Consider the following 25,176-nt stretch of genomic DNA (forward strand, 5'->3'; position numbering starts at 1 on the left):
GGGTTTACTTGGCCTGCAGGGTGCGGACCTTGACGGGATCTTTGCCGGGCGCCTTGTCCTTGAGCCAGATGACCTTGGCCGAGTGGACTGCATCGAGTTGCTTCACTGCCTGTGACAGGTATCCGTGGGATTCACGCTCACTGCGATCCAGATAGGCCTTGACCAGATTGAACTCGGCGGGGCTCAAGCCACGCAATTCCAGCTCCAGAGGACGCTCGTCGCGCAGCCGTCCAGCGGTCTTCGCAGCGTCCAGGGCCATACCCAGACGATCGATCAACCGCTCGTACAACTCGGGTTTGGTTATGTTTCTTTGCCGTGACTCCACCATCCCTCACCTCATTGAAGATAAGACTCACTCCCCAGTTAGAGCTTAGCTTCGCTGCACAAACCGGCTGCGCGCCGCGACCAACGGCCCCCGCCGTGATTTCAGCGGGTCAAACGGCTGCAATCAGGGTTTCCCTAGGCCAAGCGCGGTCATGTATGCTACGGCGCTTCCTGTAACTCCACTTCCAGCCCGTCCGGCCCGCTCCGGATGTCGCATTGAAGAGGATTAGGCCACCCCTATCCAGTACAAAAGTAGCCATGCACGAACAATATCAGCCCCGTGAAATCGAAGCCGCCGCCCAGTCTTTCTGGGACGAGCAAAAGTCCTTTGAAGTCAGTGAACAGCCAGGCAAGGAGACTTACTACTGCCTGTCGATGTTCCCTTACCCCAGCGGCAAGCTACACATGGGGCACGTGCGCAACTACACCATCGGCGACGTGATCTCCCGCTACCAGCGCATGCTCGGCAAGAACGTCCTGCAACCGATGGGTTGGGACGCTTTCGGCATGCCGGCGGAAAACGCCGCGATGAAGAACAACGTAGCCCCGGCCAAGTGGACCTACGAAAACATCGCTTACATGAAATCCCAGCTGCGCAGCCTGGGCCTCGCGGTGGACTGGTCCCGCGAAGTCACCACCTGCAAGCCTGATTACTACCGCTGGGAACAGTGGCTGTTCACCCGCTTGTTCGAAAAAGGCGTGATCTACCGCAAGAACGGGACCGTGAACTGGGACCCGATCGACCAGACCGTTCTGGCCAACGAGCAGGTGATCGACGGTCGCGGCTGGCGCTCCGGCGCGCTGATCGAAAAGCGCGAAATCCCGATGTACTACTTCAAGATCACCGCGTACGCGGATGAGCTGCTGGAGAGTCTCGATGAACTGGATGGCTGGCCGGAACAGGTCAAGACCATGCAGCGCAACTGGATCGGCAAATCCCGCGGGATGGAAGTGCAGTTCCCGTACAACGTCGACTCGATCGGCGAAAGCGGCACCCTGAAAGTCTTCACCACCCGTCCGGACACCCTGATGGGCGCAACTTATGTTGCCGTGGCTGCCGAACACCACCTGGCGGCCCTCGCTGCGAAAAACAATCCCGAGCTGCAAGCGTTCATCGCCGAATGCAAGGGCGGCAGCGTCGCCGAAGCCGACGTCGCCACTCAAGAGAAAAAAGGCCTGCCGACCGGCCTGTTCGTCGAGCACCCGCTGACCGGTGAAAAACTGCCGGTGTGGGTCGCCAACTACGTGCTGATGCACTACGGCGATGGCGCGGTGATGGCTGTGCCGGCACACGACGAGCGCGATTTCGAGTTCGCCCACAAATACAACCTGCCGGTCAAATCCGTGGTGCGCACCAGTTCCGGTGACACCAACCCTGCTCCATGGCAGGACGCCTATGGCGAGCATGGCACGCTGATCAACTCCGGCGAGTTCGACGGCCTGGACTTCGCCGGCGCGTTCGACGCCATGGAAGTCGCCCTGATCAAGAAGAACCTCGGCGCCTCGCGCACCCAGTTCCGCCTGCGCGACTGGGGCATCAGCCGTCAGCGCTATTGGGGTTGCCCGATCCCGATCATCCACTGCGATGCCTGCGGTGACGTGCCCGTGCCGGAAGACCAGTTGCCGGTGGTACTGCCGGAAGACGTGGTGCCGGACGGCGCCGGTTCGCCGCTGGCGCGCATGCCCGAGTTCTACGAGTGCGACTGCCCGAAATGCGGCCAGCCTGCCAAGCGTGAAACCGACACCATGGACACCTTCGTCGAGTCGTCCTGGTACTACGCCCGTTACGCCTCTCCGCACTTCGAAGGCGGCCTGGTGGAAAAATCCGCGGCCGACCACTGGTTGCCGGTGGATCAGTACATCGGCGGTATCGAACACGCCATTCTCCACCTGCTTTATGCGCGCTTCTTCCACAAGCTGATGCGCGATGAAGGCCTGGTGAGCTCCAACGAGCCGTTCAAGAACCTGCTGACCCAGGGCATGGTGATCGCCGAGACCTATTATCGTCGCGAAGCCAATGGCGCCTATACCTGGTTCAACCCGGCGGACGTGGATCTGGAACGCGACGGCAAAGGCAACGTGACCAGTGCCAGACTGAAAACCGACGGCCTGCCAGTGGAAATCGGCGGCACCGAGAAGATGGCCAAATCGAAGAACAACGGCGTCGACCCGCAATCGATGATCGACCAGTTCGGCGCGGACACCTGCCGTCTGTTCATGATGTTCGCCTCGCCACCTGACATGAGCGCGGCGTGGTCCGACTCCGGCGTCGAAGGTGCGCACCGCTTCCTCAAGCGCGTCTGGCGTCTGGCTCAGGCACACGTTACCCAGGGCCTGCCGGGCAAACTGGACATCGCCGGCCTGAACGACGAGCAGAAAGTCATTCGTCGTGCCATCCACCAAGCGATCAAGCAGGCCAGCCATGACGTCGGCCAGAACCACAAATTCAATACCGCCATCGCCCAGGTGATGACGCTGATGAACGTGCTGGAAAAAGCCGCCCAGGCCACCGAGCAGGATCGCGCACTGATCCACGAGGGCCTGGAAGCCGTGACCCTGCTGCTGGCTCCGATCACACCGCACATCAGCCATGAGCTGTGGAACCGCTTGGGCCACGCTGACCCGGTGATCGATGCCGGCTGGCCTGTGGTCGATGAAAGTGCACTGGTGCAGGACAGCCTGACCCTGGTCATCCAGGTCAACGGCAAACTGCGCGGCCAGATCGAAATGCCGGCCGCCGCCACCCGTGAAGAAATCGAAGCCGCCGCCCGTGCCAACGAAAACGTGCTGCGCTTCGTCGATGGCCTGACTATCCGCAAAGTGATCGTAGTGCCCGGGAAACTGGTCAATATCGTCGCCAGCTAATTGGATCGGGCGCCGGGCTTGCCTGGCGCCCTGTAAAACCTTTCGGGTCGCAGAGCCGGCCCATGTGGTTTCAAGGGGAGCAACACAATGATCAAACGCAATCTGCTGGTGATGGGCCTCGCGGTCCTGTTGAGCGCCTGCGGTTTCCAACTGCGCGGCACCGGCACCACCGAACTGACGATCAAGGAGCTCGATCTGAGCGCCCGCAACGCCTACGGCGAAACCGTGACGCAGCTGCGTCAAGTACTGACGGCCAGCGGCGTCAGGGTCGTCTCCGGTGCGCCGTACAAACTGTATCTGGCCGATGAGCAGGAATCCCAACGCATCCTCAGCTACGCGGGTGCCGGCCGTACGGGCGAATATCAGGTGAGCACCGTGCTCAATTACGACATCCGTGGCGAAAACAACCTGCTGCTCAAAAGCGACAAGCTTGAAGTGCAAAAAGTGTTCATCCATGACGGCAACAACCTGGTGGGCTCCGATCAGGAAGCCAACGATGCTCGCCGTGAAACCCGCCGCGAACTGGTACAGCGCATGATGCTGCGTCTGCAGCAACTGACGCCGGCCCAGCTGGACGCCCTGCAGCAGACCGCCAATGCACGGGCCAAGGCAGAAGCCGACGCCCTGGAAGCGGCGCAAAAGGCTGAAGCGGAAACGCCGCAGCAGTCGCCGCTCGAACTGCCGCAGCAATAAGACGTTCGGGGCGCTCAGGCGCCCCTTTCGCCCTTTCTTATGAAGCTCGCTCCCGCCCAACTCGGCAAACACCTGCAAGGTGTTCTCGCGCCGGTCTACATCATCAGCGGCGATGACCCGCTGCTGTGCCAGGAAGCGGCCGACGCCATTCGGTCCGCTGCCCGTCAACAAGGTTTCGATGAACGTCAGGTCTTCGCCGCCGATGCCAATTTCGATTGGGGAACCTTGCTGCTGGCCGGCGCCAGCATGTCGCTGTTCGCCGAAAAGCGCCTGCTGGAACTGCGCCTGCCCTCGGGCAAGCCCGGTGACAAGGGCGCCGCCGCATTGATCGAATACTGCTCGCGTCCTGCCGAAGACACCGTACTGCTGATCAGCCTGCCCAAGCTGGATGGCAGTGCGCAAAAAACCAAGTGGGGCAAAGCGCTGGTCGAAGGATCGCAAACTCAGTTTGTGCAGATCTGGCCGGTGGACGCCAATCAGCTGCCGAGCTGGATTCGCCAGCGCCTTTCCCAGGCCGGACTGTCGGCCACTCAGGATGCCGTGGAACTGATCGCTGCACGGGTCGAAGGCAACCTGCTGGCTGCCGCGCAGGAAATCGAAAAGCTCAAGCTGATGGCCGAGGACGGGCAGATCACCCTCGAAACCGTACAGGCGGCCGTGGCCGACAGTGCGCGTTTTGACGTGTTCGGCCTGACCGATGCAGTCCTTAACGGTGAACCGGCTCACGCACTGCGCATGCTCGAAGGGCTGCGCGGTGAAGGGGTCGAACCGCCAGTGATTCTCTGGGCCCTGGCGCGGGAGCTGCGCCTGCTGGCCAACATTTCCCTGCAATACAGCCAGGGCACGCCGCTGGACAAGTGCTTCAGCCAGGCAAAACCACCGGTCTGGGACAAGCGCAAACCGCTGATGAGCAAGGCTCTGCAACGCTACTCGGCGCCACGCTGGGCGCAGTTGTTGCTCGAAGCCCAGCGCATCGATGCCCAGATCAAGGGGCAGGCGGCCGGTTCGCCGTGGATGAGCCTGAGTCGACTTGCATTGTTGATGGCAGGTCAACGCCTGACATTACCCGCCGAATGAAATTCGGGATCGCCCTGCGTGCGATCCCGCTTTTCCTACAGAACCCGCCGTCTTCGGTCCTATAGACAGATGCCCCACATCGGCAGATCATTTGCCGCGCAAAACCCACTCACTCGCGAGAACCTCATGAGCAAGAAGCCATCGAAACATGGCCACAACAAGGCCAAGTCCATCATCGCCCAACCCCTGTTCCGCAGCCGCCAGGAACGCCCCGCCAAGGGCAAGGGCAGCTACCGCCGCGAAGCCTTCCAGTCTGACAGCTGGGAGGCTTCTTGTTTTCTGGCCGCTTGAAGCGCAGCACCCCCTCCTCATGTTAAGGTCTGCACCTGATTCGTATCCCCTGGACCTGTGCATGCCCCTCAGTCTTTCCCGTCGCTGGCCCGTTCGCCAGCTGATCGCTGCCACAAGTTTCATTCTGCTTGTCGCCTGCGCGGAAAAACCCACCGCCGCCGACGCGCAACCGCTTCAGGCCGCTCCCGCTGCCACGGCCCCCGCCATCGTCCCGCCGGTAGTGCCATCCGGAGACGACCTCGACCTGCAACCGACCCAGACGTTCGCCGAGTGGCAGGCGGGTTTCCGCAAGGACGCCCTGGCCGCCGGTATCCGCCCTGACGTGTTCGATCGGGCCTTTGCCAATGTCAGCTTTGACGCGAGTGTGATTCGCGCCGATCGCAGCCAGCCGGAATTCGCCCGGCCGGTATGGGAATACCTCGATGGCGCCCTGTCGCCACTGCGAGTACGCAAAGGTCAGGCGCTGATCAACCAGTACGCCGATATCCTGCAACGCATCGAGCAACGCTATGGTGTCGATCGTCAGGCACTGGTATCGGTATGGGGCATGGAAAGCAATTTCGGCCAGTTCCAGGGCACCAAGTCGGTGATCAATTCCCTGGCAACCCTGGCCTATGAAGGTCGCCGTCCGGCCTTTGCCCATGCGCAACTGATCGCGGCCCTGCAGATCCTGCAACAGGGCGATATCACACCGGAAAAAATGCTCGGCTCCTGGGCCGGCGCCATGGGCCAGACCCAGTTCATCCCGACCACCTACAATACCCACGCGGTGGATTTCGACGGTGACGGGCGCCGCGATATCTGGGGCAGCCCGGCTGACGCACTGGCCTCCACCGCGCACTACCTGCAAAGTTCCGGCTGGCAGCGTGGCCAGCCATGGGGCTTCGAAGTGCAGCTGCCGAGCGGTTTCAATTACACCCTGGCGGATGGCGCGATTCGCAAGAGCGTTGCCGAATGGCGACAGCTGGGTGTGATCCTGCCCAACGGTGGCCAGGCACCCGCCGGCTCCGAGCAATTGTCGGCTGCCCTGCTGCTGCCGGCCGGCTATCGTGGCCCGGCGTTCCTGATCCTCGACAACTTCCGCGCGATCCTCAAGTACAACAACTCGTCGTCCTATGCCCTGGCCGTCAGCCTGTTGTCCGAGCGCTTCAACGGTGCAGGCCTGATCAACGGCAGCTGGCCGAAGGATGATCTGCCGCTGAGTCGTACCGAGCGCATCGAGCTGCAGAACCTGCTGACCGCGCGCAACTACGACGCGGGCACCGCCGACGGCATCATCGGCGCGAATACGCGCAAGGCGATCCGCAGTGCGCAGCAATCATTTGGCTGGCCGGCGGATGGTTATCCGACGCACAAGCTGCTGGAAAGCTTGCGTAACCGGTAAAAGCTTCGCGGGCAAGCCCGCTCCCACAGGTTTAGAGGTGATCGCAGTTCTGCGTACACCCTGAAAACTGTAGGAGCGGGCTTGCCCGCGATGACTGACTATCAGGCGATCAGTTTCTATGCCTTGATCACCACATCCTGCTCCAGTATCAATTCCTTCTTCCCCGAATCCAGTCGAACCAGCGTGCCCAACGGCAGCGTCAGGTTCGGATCACAGTGCCCGCTGCGCCAGCCAGACAACACCGGAATCCGCAGCGGCTCGAAGGTCTGCTTGAGCAGGCGATTCAGCGCATTGACATCCACTCCCGCAATATCCCCTACCAACACGCCGCGCAATCGGGCCAGCTTGCCGGCCAGACGCATCTGGGTCAGCAAGCGGTCGATGCGATACAGCGGCTCGTTGACATCCTCGATGAGCAGAATCACACCCTCGACATCGATTTCGTATGGCGTGCCCAAGGTCGATGCGATCATCGCCAGGTTGCCACCCAGCAGACGCCCGTGAGCGACGCCGGGCTCGACCGTGGTCAGCGGATACGCCACCGGATGACTCAGTACGCTGCCAGCCCTCAATTGACCGCGCAGCATGGCAAAGAACGACGTCACCGTCGGCGGCTCCTTGTCCCCCAACAGGTCGGCGTTCAACAGCGGCCCGTGAAAGGTCACGAACCCGGCGTAGCGACTGATGGCCAGATGCAGTGCGGTAATGTCGCTGTAGCCGACGAAGGGCTTGGCATGGCGCGCCAGCAGATCGTAGTCGATCCGGTCCAGCAACCTTGGCGTGCCGTAACCACCCCGCAGACAAATGATGGCATCGACCTCTTCGTCAGCGAACGCGGCATGCAGATCATTCAGACGCACCTCATCGCTGCCGGCCAGATAGCCATCCTTCTCGTAGACGCCAGGGAACACCCGCAATCCGTAACCCCGGGCGCGCATCCACTGGATGGCCTTGTCGGTATCCAGCGCACCGGGGCCGGCTGGCGCAATGACGCCTATCAGCCCTTCCGACGGCAGCGCCGGCACAGGCTTGTGCGGAAAAAGGGTGTGGTTGGGTCGAACGGTCATCCATGGATCTCCCTGTGTGCGGTCATGCACACACAGTAGTCAGGAACGGCAACAAACTGAAGGGGCTCAGTTGCGCCGCAGATTGCGGGAAAAGTCACTGACGAGTGTAGGCCGGGCAAAAAAATGCCCGCCGGGTGTTCAACCCGGCGGGCATTTTCGTATTCGGCGCCGAATCAGGAACCGAGCAGCTCGGCCTTGACCAGTTTCGCCTGTTCGTCGGCGTGGTACGAAGAACGCACCAACGGGCCGGACGCGACGTTCTTGAAGCCCATCTTGTAACCTTCCTCGGCGAACCAGGCGAAGGTGTCCGGATGCACGAAACGCTGCACCGGCAAGTGGCTGCGGGACGGTTGCAGGTACTGGCCCAGGGTCAGCATGTCGATGTCGTGCTCGCGCATGCGCTTCATCACTTCGATGACTTCGTCATCGGTTTCGCCCAGCCCCAGCATCAGGCCGGACTTGGTCGGAATGTGCGGCATCATCTGCTTGAAGCGCTGCAGCAGGGTCAGCGACCACTGGTAGTCCGAACCCGGACGCGCAGCCTTGTACAGGCGCGGCACGGTTTCCAGGTTGTGGTTGAACACATCCGGCGGCTCGGCCGCGGTGATTTCCAGGGCGATGTCCATGCGGCCACGGTAGTCCGGAACCAGAGTCTCGAGCTGTACGTTCGGCGACAATTTGCGGATTTCACGGATACAGTCGGCAAAGTGCTGGGCACCGCCGTCACGCAGGTCGTCGCGGTCCACCGAGGTGATCACCACGTACTTGAGTTTCAGGTCGGCGATGGCGATGGCCAGGCTTTCCGGCTCGTTGACGTCCAGCGGCTTCGGACGACCATGGCCGACGTCGCAGAACGGGCAGCGACGGGTGCAGATGTCGCCCATGATCATGAAGGTCGCGGTGCCACCGGAGAAACACTCGCCCAGGTTCGGGCAGGATGCTTCTTCGCAGACGCTGTGCAGCTTGTGCTTGCGCAGCAGGCTCTTGATGCGCTCGACTTCCGGCGAAACCGGGATGCGCACGCGGATCCAGTCGGGTTTCTTCGGCAGTTCGGTGGTCGGAATGATCTTTACCGGGATGCGTGCAACCTTTTCGGCGCCGCGCAGCTTGACGCCGGCTTCAACCTTGGGACGCGGGGCCGGGCGCTCGGTCACGTCGAGCGTCGGGATCATGGTTTGCACTGCATCAGTAGTCATATCAGTCGATTCCGCCCGTCAGGGTCGTCTGCTCAGCATAGTCGAGGTGTTTGACGAGCTGCGCGCGCAGCCGGGCACTTACCTCGGCAAATTCAATCGATCCTGCGTGATCGCTCAGCTGGGTCATCGCCAGCCCGGCATAGCCGCAGGGATTAATCCGTCGAAACGGTTCCAGGTTCATATCCACGTTCAGGGCCAGGCCATGAAAGGAACAACCGTGGCGAATCCGCAAACCCAGAGAAGCGATTTTCGCTCCATCGACATAGACGCCGGGAGCATCAGGCTTGGCCACGGCGGTGACGCCGTAGCTGGCCAACAGTTCGATCAGGCACCGCTCCATGCGGCTGACCAGATCCCGCACGCCGAAACCCAGTCGGCGCACATCCAGCAGCAGATAAGCCACCAGTTGGCCCGGACCATGGTAAGTCACCTGCCCGCCGCGGTCGACCTGAACCACCGGGATATCTCCCGGCAGCAACAGATGTTCGGCCTTGCCAGCCTGGCCCTGGGTGAATACCGGCGGGTGTTCGACGAGCCAGATTTCGTCGGCGGCATCACCGCCGCGCTCGTTGGTAAAGCGTTGCATGGCATGCCAGACCGGCTCGTAAGCCAACTGGCCAAGTTCGCGAAAGCCCAGCGTGCCCGGCATCACAACACCATGTGTACGAAGCCGGTCGCCCGCAGTTCGCTGTTGATGTTGTACAGCTGATCCTGGTCGGTCGCGACGATGTGCAACTGGATGGTGGTGTACTTGCCGTTGCTGCTTTGACGCTCGTCCACACGCTCATCGTTGATCTTTGCGTGCTTCTTGACGATGTCGATGATCTTGTCTTTGTTGCCGACGCCCGTGTCGCTGATCACCTTGACTGGATAATCAACCTGCGGAAATTCGATCTTTGGCGCCTTTACTTCGGTATCGGTCATGGCGTAACGGCCTCTCAAGCGTAAGCCCGGTAACGAACAAGGCCCCGCTCCGGAGGGGAACGGGGCCCTGCAGGTCAACTCGTATCAGTTGAACAAGCCGTAGAAGAATAGACGGATGCTATCCCACATGCGGCGGAAGATACCACCCTCCTCGACAGCGTCGAGGGCGATCAGATTGGCGCTGTGCACCACCTTGTCGTCCAGTTTCACTTCGACTTTACCGATCACGTCGCCCTTGGCGATTGGTGCGGTCAGTTGCGGGTTCATGGTCATGCTGGCAGCGAGCTTCTTCAGCTGGCCTTTCGGCAGGGTCATGGTCAGGTCTTCAGCCAGGCCAGCCTTGACCTGGCTGGTGGTGCCTTTCCACACCGGGGCCTGAGCCAGTTCGGTGCCCTTCTGATAGAAGGTCTGGGTTTCGAAGAAACGGAAACCGTAGGTCAGCAGTTTCTGGGTTTCGGCAGCACGGGCCACTTCGCTGTTGGTGCCGAACACCACAGCGATCAAACGCATGCCATCACGTACGGCCGAAGACACCATGCAGTAGCCGGCTTCGTCGGTGTGACCGGTTTTCAGACCGTCGACGGTCTTGTCGCGCCACAGCAGCAGGTTGCGGTTAGGCTGCTTGATGCCGTTCCAGAAGAACTCTTTCTGCGAGTAGATCGCGTAGTGAGCCGGGTCTTCGTGAATGATCGCGCGCGCCAGGATCGCCATGTCGTGCGCCGACGAGTAGTGCTCGGGGTTTGGCAGACCGGTCGGGTTCATGAAGTGGGTATTGGTCATGCCCAGATCGGCGACCGTCTTGTTCATCAGGTCGGCGAAGGCGTCTTCGCTGCCGGCGATGTGCTCGGCCACCGCGACGCTGGCGTCGTTGCCGGACTGGATGATGATGCCGTGCAGCAGGTCGCTGACGGTCACTTGCGAGCCGACCTTGATGAACATCCGCGAACCGCCGGTGCGCCAGGCGTTTTCGCTGACGGTCACCGGATCGTTTTCACCGATCTGGCCGCGACGGATTTCCAGCGTGGCGATGTACGCGGTCATCAGTTTGGTCAGGCTGGCCGGCGGCAGACGCTGGTCACCGTTGTTCTCCACCAGCACGTTGCCGCTGCTGGCGTCCATGAGCACATAGGCTTTTGCAGCCAGTTGAGGTGGCGACGGCATCATCTCGGCCGCGAAGGCGGCTGGCGAGAGGAGCAGCGGGACTAGCAGGCACAGGCGTTTGGCAAAGGTGGTGATGTTCATCCGTCTCTCGAAATCGCTAATGGAAACTGCCCGAAGGCAAAACTAATCAGATGACTTTCTAACGAGTCATCGCGGGTTCAGTTGCTCACTCCAGTCACCCTTTGCCGGGCTTTTGTTCTTCGACGAGCCAACAACCTGGTCCACCCCCCAATCGCTGGTGAACCGTCAATCAAGTCCTACGTTTACTCGGTGACCACACTTGGCGAACCAAGATTGGCCAGACGCACGCTGTTCTGCACCTGGGCGATTTCACCCGGCGAACCGATCGGTCCCAGGCGTACCCGGTGCAGGGTCTGCTGATTGCGCACGATCGAGCTGATGAACACCGGAGCGCTCACCATCCCGCTGAGCTTCGACCTCAGGAGTTCTGCAGCGTCCGGGTTGGCGAACGCGCCCACCTGCAGATACTGGCCAGATGCTGGCGCAGAAGCGTTTTTTTTTGCGCTGATCTGTACAGGTACAGTGTCAGAGGCATGTTGTTGCGGCGGTGGTGTCCACTGCTCGATGGTGCCGGCCGAAGCCGTGATCACCGGTGCGCTATTCTGCGCGACTTGCGGCTCGTTGAGCATCAAAGGCGCCGGACGGCCCCGGGCGGCCCACCATTGTTGCGGGTCGATACCTTCGACCTTGACGCGCGCGGTGCCGATTTCGGCATAGCCGAGTTTCTTCGCGGCTGCATAGGACAGGTCGATGATCCGGTCCGAATAGAACGGCCCACGATCGTTGACCCGCAGGATCACGCTCTTGTTGTTGTCCAGGTTGGTCACACGAACGTAACTGGGCAGTGGCAAGGTCTTGTGGGCGGCACTCATGCCGTACAGGTCATAGACTTCGCCGTTGGCGGTGTTCTGCCCATGGAACTTGGTGCCATACCAGGACGCCGTGCCCGAGGCGACGTAGGTCTTGGATTCCTGCAACGGGAAGTAGGTCTTGCCCAGCACCGTATACGGGTTGGCCTTGTACGGACCGGTGTGCAGGGTCGGCGTGGCATCCGGGATACGCGACACATCGACGTCCCACCATGGCGCGCCGTCCTTGTGGGCCCGGTTGATGTCCAGACCGGGCTGGGCACGAACGGTGTTGGAGGCGTATTTCTGGGTGGGCGCACGACTGGTCGAGCAACTGGCGACCATGATCGCCAGCGCGGCGTATGCCACCAGCTTCAGGGGTTTGTTGATAGGCCATGCCTGCATTACTTGACGCCCCGTGCTTTTACCAGCTCTTCAGACAGTTGATGTACGGCCATCGCGTACATCACGCTGCGGTTATAACGCGTGATCGCGTAGAAATTCTTCAGGCCCATCCAGTATTCCGGACCGTTGTCGCCTTCCAGGCGAAATGCAGTAACCGGCATATCATCGCGCAGCGCATCATGACTTGACCAGCCCAGCGCTCGCAACTCTCCGACGGTTTTCGTCGGTTCGATGCCGGCGGTCAGGCCTTCATCCACCTGTTCGCCGCGCACATCGGCACGACTGACCACCGGCTCGCCGGCCACCCAGCCGTGACGCTTGAAGTAGCTGGCGACGCTGCCGATCGCATCATCCGGGTTGTTCCAGATATTGATGTGCCCGTCACCGTCGAAATCCACCGCGTAGGCGCGGAAGCTGCTCGGCATGAATTGCGGCAGGCCCATCGCCCCGGCGTAGGAGCCCTTGAGGGTCAACGGGTCGACCTGCTCTTCGCGGGCCAGCAGCAGAAACTCACGCAGCTCCTTGCGGAAGAATTCGGCACGGGGAGGATAGTCGAATCCCAGCGTGGACAACGCATCGATCACCCGGTAATTGCCGGTATTACGTCCGAAAAAGGTTTCAACGCCGATGATCGACACGATCACCTGGGCCGGAACGCCGTATTCCTGCTCGGCGCGGGCCAATACCGCTTCGTGTTGACGCCAGAAGTCCACACCGCGGGCAATCCGCGCGTCGGTAATGAACATCGGCCGGTATTCTTTCCACTGCTTGACCCGCTCGGCGGGTTTGGAAATGGCATCGAGAATCGCCTGCTTGCGCTGCGCCTCGCGAAACACCGCCATCAGTTGCTCGCCGGCGAAACCGTAATCGCGGGTCATTTCACCGACGAATTCGGCCACCTGGGGCGAGCCTTCGTAATCGCCGGCCAGCGTTTCCTGCGCGCTGCCAAGGATGCCTACCAGGCCGAGCCACGGTGCGTATCGTGTCGCCCAGTCACGCATTACTTGCATTGAACTCTTCACCTTATTCAAACCTGTGCGATCCACTTGCGATGGGTATGGATCGACATCAAAACCCCAAACGCTGACAGCAGCGTCACCAGCGAAGTTCCTCCGTAGCTAATGAACGGCAACGGCACCCCCACCACCGGCAACAGACCGCTGACCATACCGATATTGACGAAAACATAAACAAAAAAGGTCATGGTCAAGGCGCCGGCCAACAGTTTGCCGAACAGCGTCTGCGCCTGGGCGGTAATCACCAGGCCGCGACCGATCAGCAACAGATAGATCAGCAGCAGCGCACAGATGCCCACCAGGCCGAACTCTTCGCCCAGCACCGCGATGATGAAGTCGGTGTGGCTTTCCGGCAGGAAGTCCAGGTGCGACTGGGTGCCCAGCAGCCAGCCCTTGCCGAACACGCCGCCGGAACCGATGGCGGCCTTCGACTGAATGATGTTCCAGCCGGTGCCCAATGGATCGCTTTCCGGGTCGAGGAAGGTCAGGATCCGTTGTTTTTGGTAGTCGTGCATGATGAAGAACCACATGGCGATCGCCACGGGTATGGCAGCCGCCAGCACGCTGAGGATCCAGCGCCAGCGCAGCCCGCCCATGAACAGCACGAACGCGCCGCCGGCCAGAATCAGCAGCGACGTACCCAGGTCCGGCTGACGCACGATCAGAATGAACGGCACGCCGATCAACATCAGGCTGATCCCGACATGCTTGAGCTGCGGCGGCAACGTGCGCTTGGACAGATACCAGGCGATGGTCGCCGGCATCAGGATCTTCATGAATTCCGATGGCTGGAAGCGGATCACCCCTGGAATGTTGATCCAGCGGGTCGCGCCCATGGCGTTGTGGCCCATGATGTCCACCACCATCAGCAGTACCACCCCGATCACATAGCCGAGCGGCACCCAACGGGCCATGAAGCGTGGCTCGAACTGGGCGATGACGATCATCGATACCAGACCGATACCGAACGAAGTGGCCTGCTTGGCCAGCAAGTCCCAGCTCTTGCCACTGGCCGAATAGAGCACGAACAGACTGCCGGCGGCGAGAATCAGCAGCAGGACCAGCAAAGGACCGTCGATATGCAGACGTTGCAACAGCGTCGCGCGGCGACGCATCACATCCTCGCTGGAGAGCATGCGATCGAAATTATTCTTCACGGGCCGTAGCCTCCGCACTGATTGGGCTGGCGTATTCGGCCTTCAAGCGTCCGTCCTGATCCAGCAGCCAGGCGTCCATCACCTGACGCACCACGGGCGCGGCGACGCCGGAACCGGACTCACCGTTCTCGACCATCACCGACACCACGATTTTCGGGTTGTCGGCCGGGGCAAAACCGACGAACAGGGCGTGGTCGCGGTGGCGTTCCTGAACCTTGGAGCGATCGTACTTCTCGCCCTGCTTGATCGCGACCACCTGGGCCGTACCCGACTTGCCGGCGATCCGGTATTGCGCGCCGATCGATGCCTTGCGTGCCGTACCACGGGCGCCGTGCATCACCTGCTGCATGCCATGGTTGACCTTGTTCCAGTCCGACGGGTCGCGCAGGACGATGTCCGGCATCGGGTTTTCGTCCTTGGGCTTTTCGCCCTCGATGGTCTTGGCCAGGTGCGGACGGTTCCACACGCCCTTGTTGGCCACCAGCGCGGTAGCCTGGGCCAGTTGCAGCGGCGTCGATTGCATGTAGCCCTGGCCGATCCCGAGGATCAGGGTCTCGCCCGGGAACCACGCCTGCTTGCGGGTGGCGCGTTTCCACTCGCGGGACGGCATCAGGCCCGGAGACTCTTCGAACATGTCCAGCGAGACCTTCTGGCCGATACCGAACTTGTTCATGTACGACGACAACCGGTCGATGCCGAGCTTGTGGGCAAGGTCATAAAAGTAGGTGTCGTTGGAGCGCATGATCGCCGTGTCGAGATCGACGAAGCCGTCACCGGTACGGTTCCAGTTGCGGTACTTGTGATCGTAGTTGGGGAGCATGTAATAACCCGGGTCGAATACCCGGCTCGACGCCGTCACCACGCCCGCGTCCAGGCCGGCAATCGCCACCGCCGGTTTGATCGTCGAACCCGGTGGGTAAAGACCACGCAGGACACGGTTGAACAGTGGCCGGTCGATGGAATCGCGCAGCTCGGCGTAAGCCTTGAAGCTGATACCGGTAACGAACAGGTTCGGGTCGAAGCTCGGCTGGCTGACCATCGCCAACACTTCGCCGGTACTCGGGTCCAGCGCAACTACTGCGCCGCGTCGCCCGCCCAGAGCGGCTTCGGCAGCTTCCTGCAGCTTGATGTCGAGACTCAGGACAATGTCCTTGCCCGGCACCGGGTCGGTCCGTTTGAGTACCCGCAGCACACGCCCCCGGGCGTTGGTTTCGACTTCTTCGTAACCCACCTGGCCGTGCAGTTCCGCTTCGTAGAAACGCTCGATACCGGTCTTGCCGATATGGTGGGTGCCACTGTAGTTGACGGGGTCGAGGGTCTTCAGCTCTTTCTCGTTGATTCGCCCCATGTAACCCACCGAGTGCGCAAAGTGCGCGCCCTGCGGATAGTGACGAACCAGCTGCGCGACCACTTCCACACCCGGCAGACGGAACTGGTTCACCGCGATGCGGGCGATCTGCTCTTCGGTCAGTTCGAACAGGATCGGCACCGGTTCGAACGGCCGACGCCCCTGACGCATGCGTTTTTCGAAGATCACCCGGTCTTCCGGCGTCAACTGCAACACTTCGACGATCACGTCGAGGACCTGCTGCCAGTCGCCGGAACGTTCCCGGGTCATGCTCAGGCTGAAGCTCGGACGGTTGTCTGCCACCACGACGCCGTTGCGGTCATAGATCAGGCCGCGGGTCGGTGGAATCGGCTGGACATGGACGCGGTTGTTTTCCGAAAGCGTCGAGTGGTACTCGTACTGGATGACCTGCAGGAAATACAGCCGGGCAATCAGCACACCGATCAGTGCAACGATCGCAATGGCCCCGAACACGACGCGACTACGCACCAGGCGTGCGTCTTTTTCGTGGTCCTTGATGCGGATCGGCTGGGACATGAGGGCAGGATTACTTGTGGTAAGGGTGGCCGGACAGCACGGTCCAGGCACGATACAACTGTTCGCCGATGAGGATGCGCACCAACGGGTGCGGCAGCGTCAACGGCGACAACGACCAGCGCTGGTCAGCGCGGGCACAGACTTCAGGCGCCAGCCCTTCCGGGCCGCCGACCATGAAATTGACCGTGCGCGAGTCCAGCCGCCAACGGTCGAGTTCAACCGCCAGTTGCTCGGTGCTCCAGGGCTTGCCGTGCACTTCGAGGGTGACGATCCGTTCGTTGTGCCCGACCTTGGCCAGCATGGCTTCACCTTCCTGACGGATGAAGCGCGCCACGTCGGCATTCTTGCCACGGGTATTGAGCGGAATTTCCACCAGTTCCAGCGCCAGCTCGGACGGAAGACGCTTGGCATATTCATGCCAGCCTTCTTCCACCCACTTGGGCATGCGTGAACCGACGGCGATCAGTCGCAGGCGCACAGCGATCCCTTACAGCTGGTCTTTGTTGAGCTTGGCGAAATGCTCGTGGGTGTTTTCCGGACTGTGGTGCTTGCCATCACTCGCACGGCTTTGCTCGGCACCGGCCCACAGGCGCTCCAGGTCGTAGAACTGACGGGCCGAGGCGGTCATCATGTGCACGATCACCAGATCCAGGTCCAGCAATACCCAGTCGCTGTCACCCTTGCCCTCTTCGCCCAACGGACGAGCGCCGTTCTTCTTGACCTCTTCGCGAACCTTTTCCAGCATCGCGTTGATCTGGCGGTTGGACGTACCGGTGGCGATGATCATGTAGTCGGTGATGCTCTGCTTGTCGCGCACATCGATGATCTGGATGTCCTGGGCCTTGACGTCTTCCAGGGCTGCCACGGCCACCTTGACCAGTTCGTCGCCTTTCAGCGGCTCCTGGGTGTTGGCCACTTCCGGCAACGGAGCGCTCTTGAAAGTACCTTTGCGCTTAACTTTGCTTACATCTTTGTCAGTCATATAAAACTCGTTTTGCTCATGTATTCGGCGGCTTGGCGATACGTTGACCCGTATCAGTGAAGCACGCCTTGTTCAGTTCGACGCACGATAGAGACCGTGCGCATCGATGTAGGCCAGGACCGCGTCGGGCACCAGGAAACGTACCGACTTACCGCTGGCCAGCAGTTGACGGATCTGGGTGGCGGAGACCGCGAGCGGTGTCTGCCAGACGAATGCAATCTGTCCGCCCGGCCCTTTCAGGGCCAGCGGGTCGCTCACCGAACGCGCTGCCAGCAGGTTGCGCAAGGCATCCGGCGGTTCGCTGTCGGCGTCCGGGCGCTGTAGCACCAGGATGTGGCAATGCTGGAGCAACTCCTCCCAGCGATGCCAGGTGGGCAGGCCGCAAAATGCGTCCCAGCCCAAAAGCAGAAAAACCTGGGTCCCTGCGGCCATTTCGGCACGCAGCGACTCCAGGGTGTCGATGGTCCAGGACGGTTTGTCCCGCTGAAGCTCGCGGGCGTCCACCACCAGCGGCGGCACTCCGGCCACCGCGCATTCAACCATTGCCAGCCGATCCTGCGCCGATACCTGCGGGGTATCGCGGTGCGGCGGGCGGGCGCTGGGCATCATGCGCAGCTCATCGAGCCCCAGCGCTTCGGCGACTTCCAGCGCGCCACGCAAATGGCCGACATGTACCGGATCGAAGGTTCCGCCCAATACGCCAATACGCCGGGGACGGGACTTTCTGCCGGACTTCGGCACTTTCGGGTCGAGGTCGGACAAGTCAGACCGTCGCCTGGCCGCGCAACTGGCCATCACCGACCACGACGTACTTCTCGCAGGTCAGTCCTTCGAGACCCACCGGGCCACGGGCGTGCAGCTTATCAGTAGAAATGCCGATCTCGGCACCCAATCCGTATTCGAATCCGTCGGCGAAACAGGTCGGGGTGTTGATCATCACCGACGCCGAGTCGACTTCAGCCACGAACTGCCGGGTGTCTGCAAGGTTTTCGCTGACAATCGAATCGGTGTGGTGGGAGCCGTAACGGTTGATATGTTCGATGGCCTGATCCAGGCCATCGACCACGCGGATCGACAGAATCGGCGCCAGGTACTCGGTGTTCCAGTCCTCTTCGGTCGCCGCTACAGCCTCGATGATCGCCCGGGTGCGCTCGCAACCACGCAGCTCGACGCCTTTTTCGCGGAACTGTTTTGCCATTGATGGCAGGAAATCCTTCGCAACACTTTGATCGACCAGCAAGGTCTCCATCGCACCGCAGATGCCATAACGATAGGTCTTGGCATTGAAGGCAATACGCTGGGCTTTCGACAGGTCGGCGTGTTCGCCGACATAAACGTGGCAGATGCCGTCCAGGTGCTTGATCACCGGCACCCGGGCGTCGCGGCTGATGCGTTCGATCAGGCCACGGCCGCCGCGTGGCACGATCACATCGACGTACTCGGGCATGGTGATCAGGGCGCCAACGGCGGCGCGGTCGGTGGTTTCCACCACTTGCACCACGGCGGCCGGCAGTTCGGCTTCGGCCAGACCGCGCTGGATGCAGGCGGCAATGGCACGGTTGGAATGAATCGCCTCGGAACCGCCGCGCAGGATGGTTGCGTTGCCGGACTTCAGGCACAGGCTGGCGGCGTCGATGGTCACGTTCGGACGGGATTCGTAGATGATCCCGATCACGCCCAGCGGCACGCGCATCTTGCCGACCTGGATCCCCGACGGACGGAAGCTCATGTCGCGGATCGCACCGACCGGGTCCGCCAGGGCCGCCACCTGGCGCAGACCGACGATCATGCCGTCGATGCGGGCCGGGGTCAGTTCCAGACGCTCCAGCAGTGCCGGCTCCAGACCGTTGGCGCGACCGGCGGCCAGATCCTGTTCATTGGCTGCCGCAAGCTCGGTGCGGGCGGCGTCCAGAGCATTGGCGGCAGCCAGCAGTGCGCGGTTTTTCTGCGCGGTACTGGCACGGCCGATGACCCGGGAAGCTTCGCGGGCGGCGCGACCCAATCGGGTCATGTAGTCAAGAACGGACTCAGTCATGGTCTGCTGGGGTCTTGGCAAAGAGGAAAGCGGCAGATTATAGCTGTCGTGCCCCGGGACTAACAGCGGTGACGGGCGGATGGTCGAAATGGACGGCGATTTGCCGATGTTCAGCCGAAATTAAGGCTCGGATTGCTATCATCACGACCTCTTTTGTCTGGATAAACACCGTTTGCCATGTCCAACCTGACCGTTCGCACCCGCGCCGGGCGCCTGCCGCTGGGCCTTCCGGACGCGTTTTTCGACCGCGATGCGCAGCTGCTGGCCCAGGATCTGCTGGGCAAGGTCATCCGTCACCGGGTTGGTGACCTGTGGCTCAGCGCCCGAATCATTGAAACCGAAGCGTATTACTGCGAGGAAAAAGGCAGCCATGCCTCCCTCGGCTACACGGAAAAGCGTAAGGCTTTGTTTCTGGATGGCGGCCACATCTATATGTACTACGCCCGTGGCGGCGACTCGCTGAACTTCAGCGCCCAGGGTCCCGGCAACGCGGTACTGATCAAATCGGCCTATCCGTGGGTCGATGAAGTCAGCGGCCCGGCCAGCCTCGCACAGATGCTGCTGAACAACCCCGACGCTCAGGGTCGCCCGCGACCGTCGCAAAAGCTCTGTGCCGGGCAGACCCTGTTGTGCAAGGCACTTGGACTGAAGGTGCCGGTGTGGGACGCCAAGCGTTTCGACCACGAAATACTGCTGGTGGAAAACACCGGCCCCGCGCCGGGCCACATCATCCAGACCACCCGCCTGGGCATTCCCCATGGGCGTGACGAGCATTTGATGTATCGCTTCGTCGACGCGTCCTACGCCCAGTGGTGCACCCGGAACCCGCTACGCCGGGGTCAGGTCGAAGGTCGCGATTATTTTCTGCTGTGAGCGTCCTCTCTGCGGTACGCCGGCCAGGGACATCAATGAAATGGAGTGTTGTATATGGGCCCATGGCTCGATAGCGTGACCGGGTGGCTGGCTGCCAACCCGCAGTGGCTCGCCGCCGCCGTGCTCATTGTGGCGTTCGTGGAATGCCTGGCGATTGCCGGATTGATCGTGCCCGGTACGGTGTTGTTGTTCGCCGTGGCGGTCATGGCGGGCAGCGGTGCGCTGTCATTGAGCGAAACCCTGTTGCTGGGGTTTCTCGGCGGGATTCTCGGGGATGTGATTTCGTATTTCCTGGGTCGCCACTTCCACCAGAACATCCGGCGCCTGCCGGGCCTGCGCCATCACCCGGAATGGATGGCCGGCGCTGAAGCCTACTTCCAGCGCTATGGCATCGCTAGCCTGCTGGTCGGACGGTTCATCGGCCCGCTGCGACCGATGCTGCCGATGGTCGCCGGGATGTGCGACATGCCCTTCCCGCGCTTCGCGGCCGTCAGTCTGCTGGCAGCCGCCGGCTGGAGCATCGCCTACCTGCTGCCGGGCTGGGCCACCGGGGCGGCGATTCGTCTGCCGCTGCCGGAAGGTTTCTGGCTGCAGGCGGGGATCGTCGCCGCCAGCATTGCGGTGATGGTCGGCCTGAGCGCCAACAGCAGCCTGCGCCGTCACCGCCGGGCGACCATCTGGATCAGCAGCATGAGCCTGTTGATTCTGATCGCGCTGTTCATCGGTTATCCCTATCTGACGGCACTCGATCAAGGTGTCATGACGCTTGTGCAGGAGCACCGCAGTGCAGCGCTCGACGAGGTCGCGGTGGTCTTCACCCTGATCGGCGAATTCCGCAACATGCTGGTGTTCAGCATTTTGCTGACCGGCCTGTTGCTGCTGTGCCGCCAGTGGCGCCAGGCGATCTTCGCCGGCGGCACGCTGCTCGTTACCGCACTGGCCAACACCGGCACAAAACTGTTTTTCGCCCGGGTACGCCCGGAAGTGCTGACCGATCCGATCACCAGCTACAGCATGCCCAGCGGTCATGCGTCCGGATCGTTTGCGCTGTTCCTGACGCTCGCGGTGCTGGCAGGGCGCGGGCAACCGCCAAGACTGCGCCTGACCTGGCTGTTGATCGGCTGCATGCCGGCGCTGGCAATCGCGCTGTCGCGGGTGTATCTGGGTGCCCACTGGCCGACGGATGTCCTGGCCGGCGCCATGCTCGCGGCCTGCGTCTGCGCAGCAAGCCTGTGGCTGATTCAGCGCAGCTCCCCCCTCGAAGCGATGCCGCAGAAAGTCTGGTGGCTGGTGCTGCCTGCACTGGTCGCCCTGTTCGGGTTCTTCGTATTGCGGCATTTGCCACACACCTTGTTGCGATATGCCTACTGAGCCCGCATTCAACGCTCATCGGCGCACTCCGCGCCGGTGAGCGTCCTCAAACATTTGGCAAAGCAAATGCTCATGAACAAGTCCGTGCCCCGTGCAACATTCCGGCAGATAAACCACAAACGGACTTGTGAAAAGAGCAATGACTTCGACAAATCGACTGAATACCCCTTCCCGGACTGACAGGACGTCAGCGCCGATCAAGATATCCGACCTGAACATCCCGCCAGAGCCACCGCTTCTGGCCTCGGGTCAAACACCGGGGCTTGCAGACCTGGATGCCCTGTTCGGTCCCTTGCGCATCGGCGAATTCAGTGTCGATCGCCAGACCCTTCAAGCCTTGGGTGGCCGAATCGATGGGCAGGTCATTTCGCCGATCAACACCTATTTTTCCGAACCTGACCAGTCCTTCATCGATACCCTGGCGTTCGACAGCGCACAGATCGAACGGCGCATGAGAGCCATTCCCTCGCCGGAAAGCCGGCAGATCCCGCCTCTTCTGTATGAAATAGTCACTCAACGCTCACCCGATGCCGCTCCGCTGCTGCGCGAGCTGCCGACTGGCGAGTTCGCCGACGCGATGAACAAAATCAACCATTTGCTCAATGCCACCCAACGCCTGGACATTCGTCGAGACCCGTTGCCCGAACACCTGCCGGACTGGGTGGATAAGACCAAAAGCCGCGGGATGGCCAGCATGGGCGCCGGGATGCAGGCGTATGGACTCTACAGCGCTTACATCGGTGCCATCGACGCACTGAAGAAAGGTGACTCGGCCGAGGCGCTGATCAACGTTGGCGGAGGTCTTTCGGAAATCACCTCACTGGGGGTCGAATACGCCTTGAGCAAGACCGGCGAGCAAATGATCCGCCAGGGCTCCATGGCCTTCGAACAGTTCGGCAAGACCTCCATGGGCAAATGGCTGTGTCGCGGAGCGGGGTTGATCGCCAGCGTACTGACACTGCCCTTCGATATTTACACCGCGATCAAATCCTTCAACGATGCCGCCAAGGCCCAGGGCAAGGAGGCGCAGGACCTGTATGTTACCGGCGGGCTGAGTGTATTCAGCGGTGTACTTTCACTGGCTCTCGGCTGTGCAGCTCTGGCGGGGTTCCAGGCCGCGGGCCCGGTGGGCATCGCCGCTGCGGCAATCATGATTGTCGGGGCGAAGATCTATGGCGCCGTGCGAGCGGTCGATGACATCGACGACTACATCGAACTGACCGTGAACGAACGCTGGCGCGCCGGCTGGTTTGCGTTCACCGGTCAGGATCAGGACAAGGCCCTGATGGATCGCTTTCTGATTGCCAGGACCACCGCCGACTATGCCAAAGCCTTGAAGACCCGCAGCCTCGGCTGGCTAGACAATGAATTCAAGGAGAGCGTCGACGTGATCGTCAATGGCCGGTTCGAGGTCAGGCTGCAACCCACTCGCCTCTATTACTACCAGTGGAAAAAGGGCGAGGCGCCGTACAAGACCGAAAACCTGCCGGTTATCGTTGACACTGATGACGCTTACGACGCAAGGGCTGGCCTGCCAGCATCGGATTCCATCCTCTCCAAAGTAAAAAATGATCCGGCCAAGGGTGTGTTCTGGAGTCTCGGCGGTGGCCATGACGTCGTGCAAGGCGTATTGAACAAAGCCAACTTCTTCAACTATGGCACCGGCAGAAAAGTGCTGCATGGCGGCGAAAAGGATGACTCCTTTATCTTTCAGTCGGCCTCAGAAGCACTTTCATACAATCCAGGCAAGCCAGGCGAACTGTCGGGAGGAGACGGTATCGATCTGCTATGGCTACAAGGCACACACCGTCACCTCGATCACATTCCCGACCCGCCGCGCTATCTCGGTTATGACATTGACCTGAAGAAAGGCACGTTGATGTTGCGTCCAGCGAACCCGACACTTGCCCCTGTGCTGCACACGACGCTCAAGTCCATCGAAAAGGTCGAGACACTCGCCGGTGCGGCCAATCGCGTGACGGGTTCCGATCAGGCGGACATCATTTCCGCCAATGGTTTCGACCACGTTGAAGCCGGTGCGGGAGATGACCGGATTTCCGTTCGCGGCCTCCACGGATCCGTCGCCGGGGGCCCCGGCAACGACACCTATATTCTCGACCCGATGTGTCGCAACGTGTCCATCACCGATGACGGTGCAGAGCCGAGCACGGTCTATCTGGGTGTGACGCTTGAAGCCATCCAGCGCTGGTACTTGCGCGATGATGCGCTGGTGATCGAATCACTGCGCGATGACTCGCCCGGAACGCCGCGACGGGAACTGGTGCTCGAAGGGGTATACCGGACAGTTGGCCGCAAACGCTCACTGCACAATGACAAATGGGTGTTCATGACCCAGGACGGTTTCCACCTGCAACCGATATGGCCTGCCAACATCGTGGGAACCGGCGAGCTGACGCTCAGCGTCGCTGTCCTGACAGCCGGGATGAGCAGGACCTCCCCGGTCCCGGTCAATGACTATCCCTGCAGGATTTCGCAAAGCGCACATTCGTCCTACTTCATTTCCCGCAGGATCCGTCATTCGATGCTGATCGCCACGTCAAACGAACCGACCGCCTCCAGTACGATTTACGTCGAACATGACAGCACCGAAATCAACGAAGTCAGGGCCATCTACAGCGTTTCGAAAACCGAGACCGATGCATTCACCTTTCTTGGCTACACGAATGTCCACTTCACAATCACGTTTGCGCACCCGCCAAACATGCTGTCATTGCACGGGGTCGTGAAAGAAAGACCCGGCAAGAAAACCGACACGGGGGGCGGCATCATGGCCTCAGGCTGGAAGGTGACTCATCCAATCGTTCTGGTGATGCGCGACGGTGTTTCCTACCACCTCGACTTCCCGCGCAACTCGTACATCGATGATGCAAAGAAGACCGGCTATACCGTCGTTCAAAGCCTGGCTTCGCTGCGTGAACGCGCAGGCCGCTACACATTCCTCAGGCCTGACATCACGAAGTGCACCCTGAAGGCGACACCTCAGCGGGTCGACTTTCAGGCTGGCGAGCACAATGCCGACTACTGGCTGGAGGGGCGATCCGCGACCTATGAGCTGTATCCCGCCAGAGCAATTTCCTTACGGCTGTCTACCGCGCAGGCGGACACCATCGTTTCGGGCTCCTCTACCTGGCTCATTCATACCCGGCATCTGCAGGAGCGGATCAGCCTCGCCGATCTCTCCATCAAGGACGATCTGCTCAGGATCGGCAGCATCCACGTCCAACTGCCGGACAGCAACGATCCACAGTTGCCGCTGGAAACCGTCGAGGTGGTGGTTTCATCCGGGAACCGTTACCGGATCAATGTCCTGTTTGAAGTGATCGGACTCTGCGCCGTCGACGCCCGGGGTTATCCAACGATTCAGGCGATGATTCTGGATATCGCGGCTCACCGGCAACGCGAAGAGCTGGAAACCCATGACTTGCCGGTGTCGAACCTTCGTCTGCACGATGGCGCTCCCGGAAGGATTTTCTACAACGTCGCCACCCATCGCTGGCGGGTCGAAAACGACCCATCCCGTTCCATATCGATCGAGCATCTGACCATCGTCAAGGCGTGACACGTTGCGTTCCGAAGTCTT

At 61.2% G+C, this 25,176-nt stretch carries 22 protein-coding genes; 8 read left to right on the forward strand and 14 right to left on the reverse strand.

Translation table 11 applies throughout. The annotated features are described in order from the left end of the window. Positions 1-4: 4 nt before the first annotated feature. A complete protein-coding gene (locus ACK6BI_RS05380) occupies positions 5-328 on the reverse strand; it encodes a hypothetical protein (RefSeq protein WP_260521130.1) in 324 nt (107 codons plus the stop codon). Between the two features lie 254 nt (positions 329-582). Here ACK6BI_RS05380 and leuS point away from each other — a divergent pair, with 254 nt between their 5' ends. From leuS to ACK6BI_RS05405, 5 genes are all read left to right on the forward strand, one after another. Beyond that, on the forward strand, positions 583-3,189 hold the full coding sequence (gene leuS, locus ACK6BI_RS05385; RefSeq protein WP_409316268.1) for a leucine--tRNA ligase: 2,607 nt from the start codon (positions 583-585) through the stop codon (positions 3,187-3,189). 87 nt (positions 3,190-3,276) lie between these two features. Next, positions 3,277-3,882, forward strand: a complete 606-nt coding sequence (gene lptE, locus ACK6BI_RS05390; RefSeq protein ID WP_409316269.1) for an LPS assembly lipoprotein LptE — start codon at positions 3,277-3,279, stop codon at positions 3,880-3,882. 39 nt (positions 3,883-3,921) lie between these two features. After that, a complete protein-coding gene (gene holA, locus ACK6BI_RS05395) occupies positions 3,922-4,959 on the forward strand; it encodes a DNA polymerase III subunit delta (protein WP_409316270.1) in 1,038 nt (345 codons plus the stop codon). A gap of 126 nt (positions 4,960-5,085) precedes the next feature. Beyond that, positions 5,086-5,250 (forward strand): alternative ribosome rescue factor ArfA, encoded by a 165-nt coding sequence (arfA, locus tag ACK6BI_RS05400; RefSeq protein ID WP_409316271.1) that lies wholly within the window; start codon positions 5,086-5,088, stop codon positions 5,248-5,250. A 61-nt stretch (positions 5,251-5,311) separates the two neighbouring features. After that, positions 5,312-6,634 carry a lytic murein transglycosylase gene (locus ACK6BI_RS05405; RefSeq protein ID WP_409316272.1) on the forward strand — a complete coding sequence of 441 codons (1,323 nt, stop codon included), beginning with the start codon at positions 5,312-5,314 and terminating at the stop codon, positions 6,632-6,634. Between the two features lie 116 nt (positions 6,635-6,750). On the opposite strand, the gene ACK6BI_RS05410 is transcribed toward ACK6BI_RS05405, so the two are convergent. From ACK6BI_RS05410 to ACK6BI_RS05470, 13 genes are all read right to left on the reverse strand, one after another. Next, on the reverse strand, positions 6,751-7,701 hold the full coding sequence (locus ACK6BI_RS05410) for an LD-carboxypeptidase (protein ID WP_409316273.1): 951 nt from the start codon (positions 7,699-7,701) through the stop codon (positions 6,751-6,753). A 173-nt stretch (positions 7,702-7,874) separates the two neighbouring features. After that, positions 7,875-8,873, reverse strand: coding sequence for a lipoyl synthase (gene lipA / locus ACK6BI_RS05415; RefSeq protein WP_162803535.1), 999 nt, complete (start codon positions 8,871-8,873; stop codon positions 7,875-7,877). Positions 8,874-8,898: 25 nt separating this feature from the next. Further along, positions 8,899-9,546, reverse strand: a complete 648-nt coding sequence (gene lipB / locus ACK6BI_RS05420) for a lipoyl(octanoyl) transferase LipB (protein WP_409316274.1) — start codon at positions 9,544-9,546, stop codon at positions 8,899-8,901. Beyond that, entirely contained in the window at positions 9,546-9,821 is a 276-nt protein-coding gene (locus ACK6BI_RS05425) for a DUF493 domain-containing protein (protein WP_007958664.1), read from the reverse strand. The genes lipB and ACK6BI_RS05425 overlap by 1 nt, the downstream gene beginning before the upstream one ends. Positions 9,822-9,905: 84 nt before the next feature. After that, on the reverse strand, positions 9,906-11,063 hold the full coding sequence (locus ACK6BI_RS05430; protein WP_409316275.1) for a D-alanyl-D-alanine carboxypeptidase family protein: 1,158 nt from the start codon (positions 11,061-11,063) through the stop codon (positions 9,906-9,908). A 182-nt stretch (positions 11,064-11,245) separates the two neighbouring features. After that, positions 11,246-12,256 carry a septal ring lytic transglycosylase RlpA family protein gene (locus ACK6BI_RS05435; RefSeq protein ID WP_409316276.1) on the reverse strand — a complete coding sequence of 337 codons (1,011 nt, stop codon included), beginning with the start codon at positions 12,254-12,256 and terminating at the stop codon, positions 11,246-11,248. Next, positions 12,256-13,266, reverse strand: coding sequence for a lytic murein transglycosylase B (mltB, locus tag ACK6BI_RS05440; RefSeq protein ID WP_409316277.1), 1,011 nt, complete (start codon positions 13,264-13,266; stop codon positions 12,256-12,258). Before mltB ends, ACK6BI_RS05435 begins: the two co-directional genes overlap by 1 nt. Positions 13,267-13,283: 17 nt before the next feature. Beyond that, positions 13,284-14,387: a rod shape-determining protein RodA gene (gene rodA / locus ACK6BI_RS05445; RefSeq protein WP_409316343.1), complete on the reverse strand. Its 1,104-nt coding sequence runs from the start codon at positions 14,385-14,387 to the stop codon at positions 13,284-13,286. A 31-nt stretch (positions 14,388-14,418) separates the two neighbouring features. Continuing rightward, positions 14,419-16,314, reverse strand: a complete 1,896-nt coding sequence (mrdA, locus tag ACK6BI_RS05450; RefSeq protein WP_065259589.1) for a penicillin-binding protein 2 — start codon at positions 16,312-16,314, stop codon at positions 14,419-14,421. A 10-nt stretch (positions 16,315-16,324) separates the two neighbouring features. Continuing rightward, complete coding sequence (gene rlmH / locus ACK6BI_RS05455) at positions 16,325-16,792, reverse strand: 23S rRNA (pseudouridine(1915)-N(3))-methyltransferase RlmH (RefSeq protein WP_011063671.1); 468 nt, start codon at positions 16,790-16,792, stop codon at positions 16,325-16,327. Positions 16,793-16,801: 9 nt separating this feature from the next. Continuing rightward, positions 16,802-17,296 (reverse strand): ribosome silencing factor, encoded by a 495-nt coding sequence (rsfS, locus tag ACK6BI_RS05460; RefSeq protein WP_409316278.1) that lies wholly within the window; start codon positions 17,294-17,296, stop codon positions 16,802-16,804. Between the two features lie 72 nt (positions 17,297-17,368). Next, positions 17,369-18,091, reverse strand: coding sequence for a nicotinate-nucleotide adenylyltransferase (nadD, locus tag ACK6BI_RS05465; protein WP_409316279.1), 723 nt, complete (start codon positions 18,089-18,091; stop codon positions 17,369-17,371). Further along, positions 18,060-19,331, reverse strand: a complete 1,272-nt coding sequence (locus ACK6BI_RS05470; protein ID WP_409316280.1) for a glutamate-5-semialdehyde dehydrogenase — start codon at positions 19,329-19,331, stop codon at positions 18,060-18,062. Before ACK6BI_RS05470 ends, nadD begins: the two co-directional genes overlap by 32 nt. Positions 19,332-19,508: 177 nt before the next feature. Between ACK6BI_RS05470 and ACK6BI_RS05475 the strand changes: the two genes are divergently transcribed. The 3 genes from ACK6BI_RS05475 (at position 19,509) to ACK6BI_RS05485 (ending at position 25,155) form a co-directional block, all read left to right on the forward strand. Next, a complete protein-coding gene (locus tag ACK6BI_RS05475; RefSeq protein ID WP_409316281.1) occupies positions 19,509-20,204 on the forward strand; it encodes a DNA-3-methyladenine glycosylase in 696 nt (231 codons plus the stop codon). Between the two features lie 54 nt (positions 20,205-20,258). Next, a complete protein-coding gene (locus ACK6BI_RS05480) occupies positions 20,259-21,575 on the forward strand; it encodes a bifunctional DedA family/phosphatase PAP2 family protein (RefSeq protein ID WP_409316282.1) in 1,317 nt (438 codons plus the stop codon). A gap of 139 nt (positions 21,576-21,714) precedes the next feature. Next, on the forward strand, positions 21,715-25,155 hold the full coding sequence (locus ACK6BI_RS05485; RefSeq protein ID WP_409316283.1) for a calcium-binding protein: 3,441 nt from the start codon (positions 21,715-21,717) through the stop codon (positions 25,153-25,155). The last annotated feature ends 21 nt before the right edge of the window (positions 25,156-25,176 follow it).

This window comes from Pseudomonas sp. KCJK9016 (assembly GCF_046231795.1).
In the GTDB taxonomy this organism is placed as follows: domain Bacteria; phylum Pseudomonadota; class Gammaproteobacteria; order Pseudomonadales; family Pseudomonadaceae; genus Aquipseudomonas; species Aquipseudomonas bananamidigenes.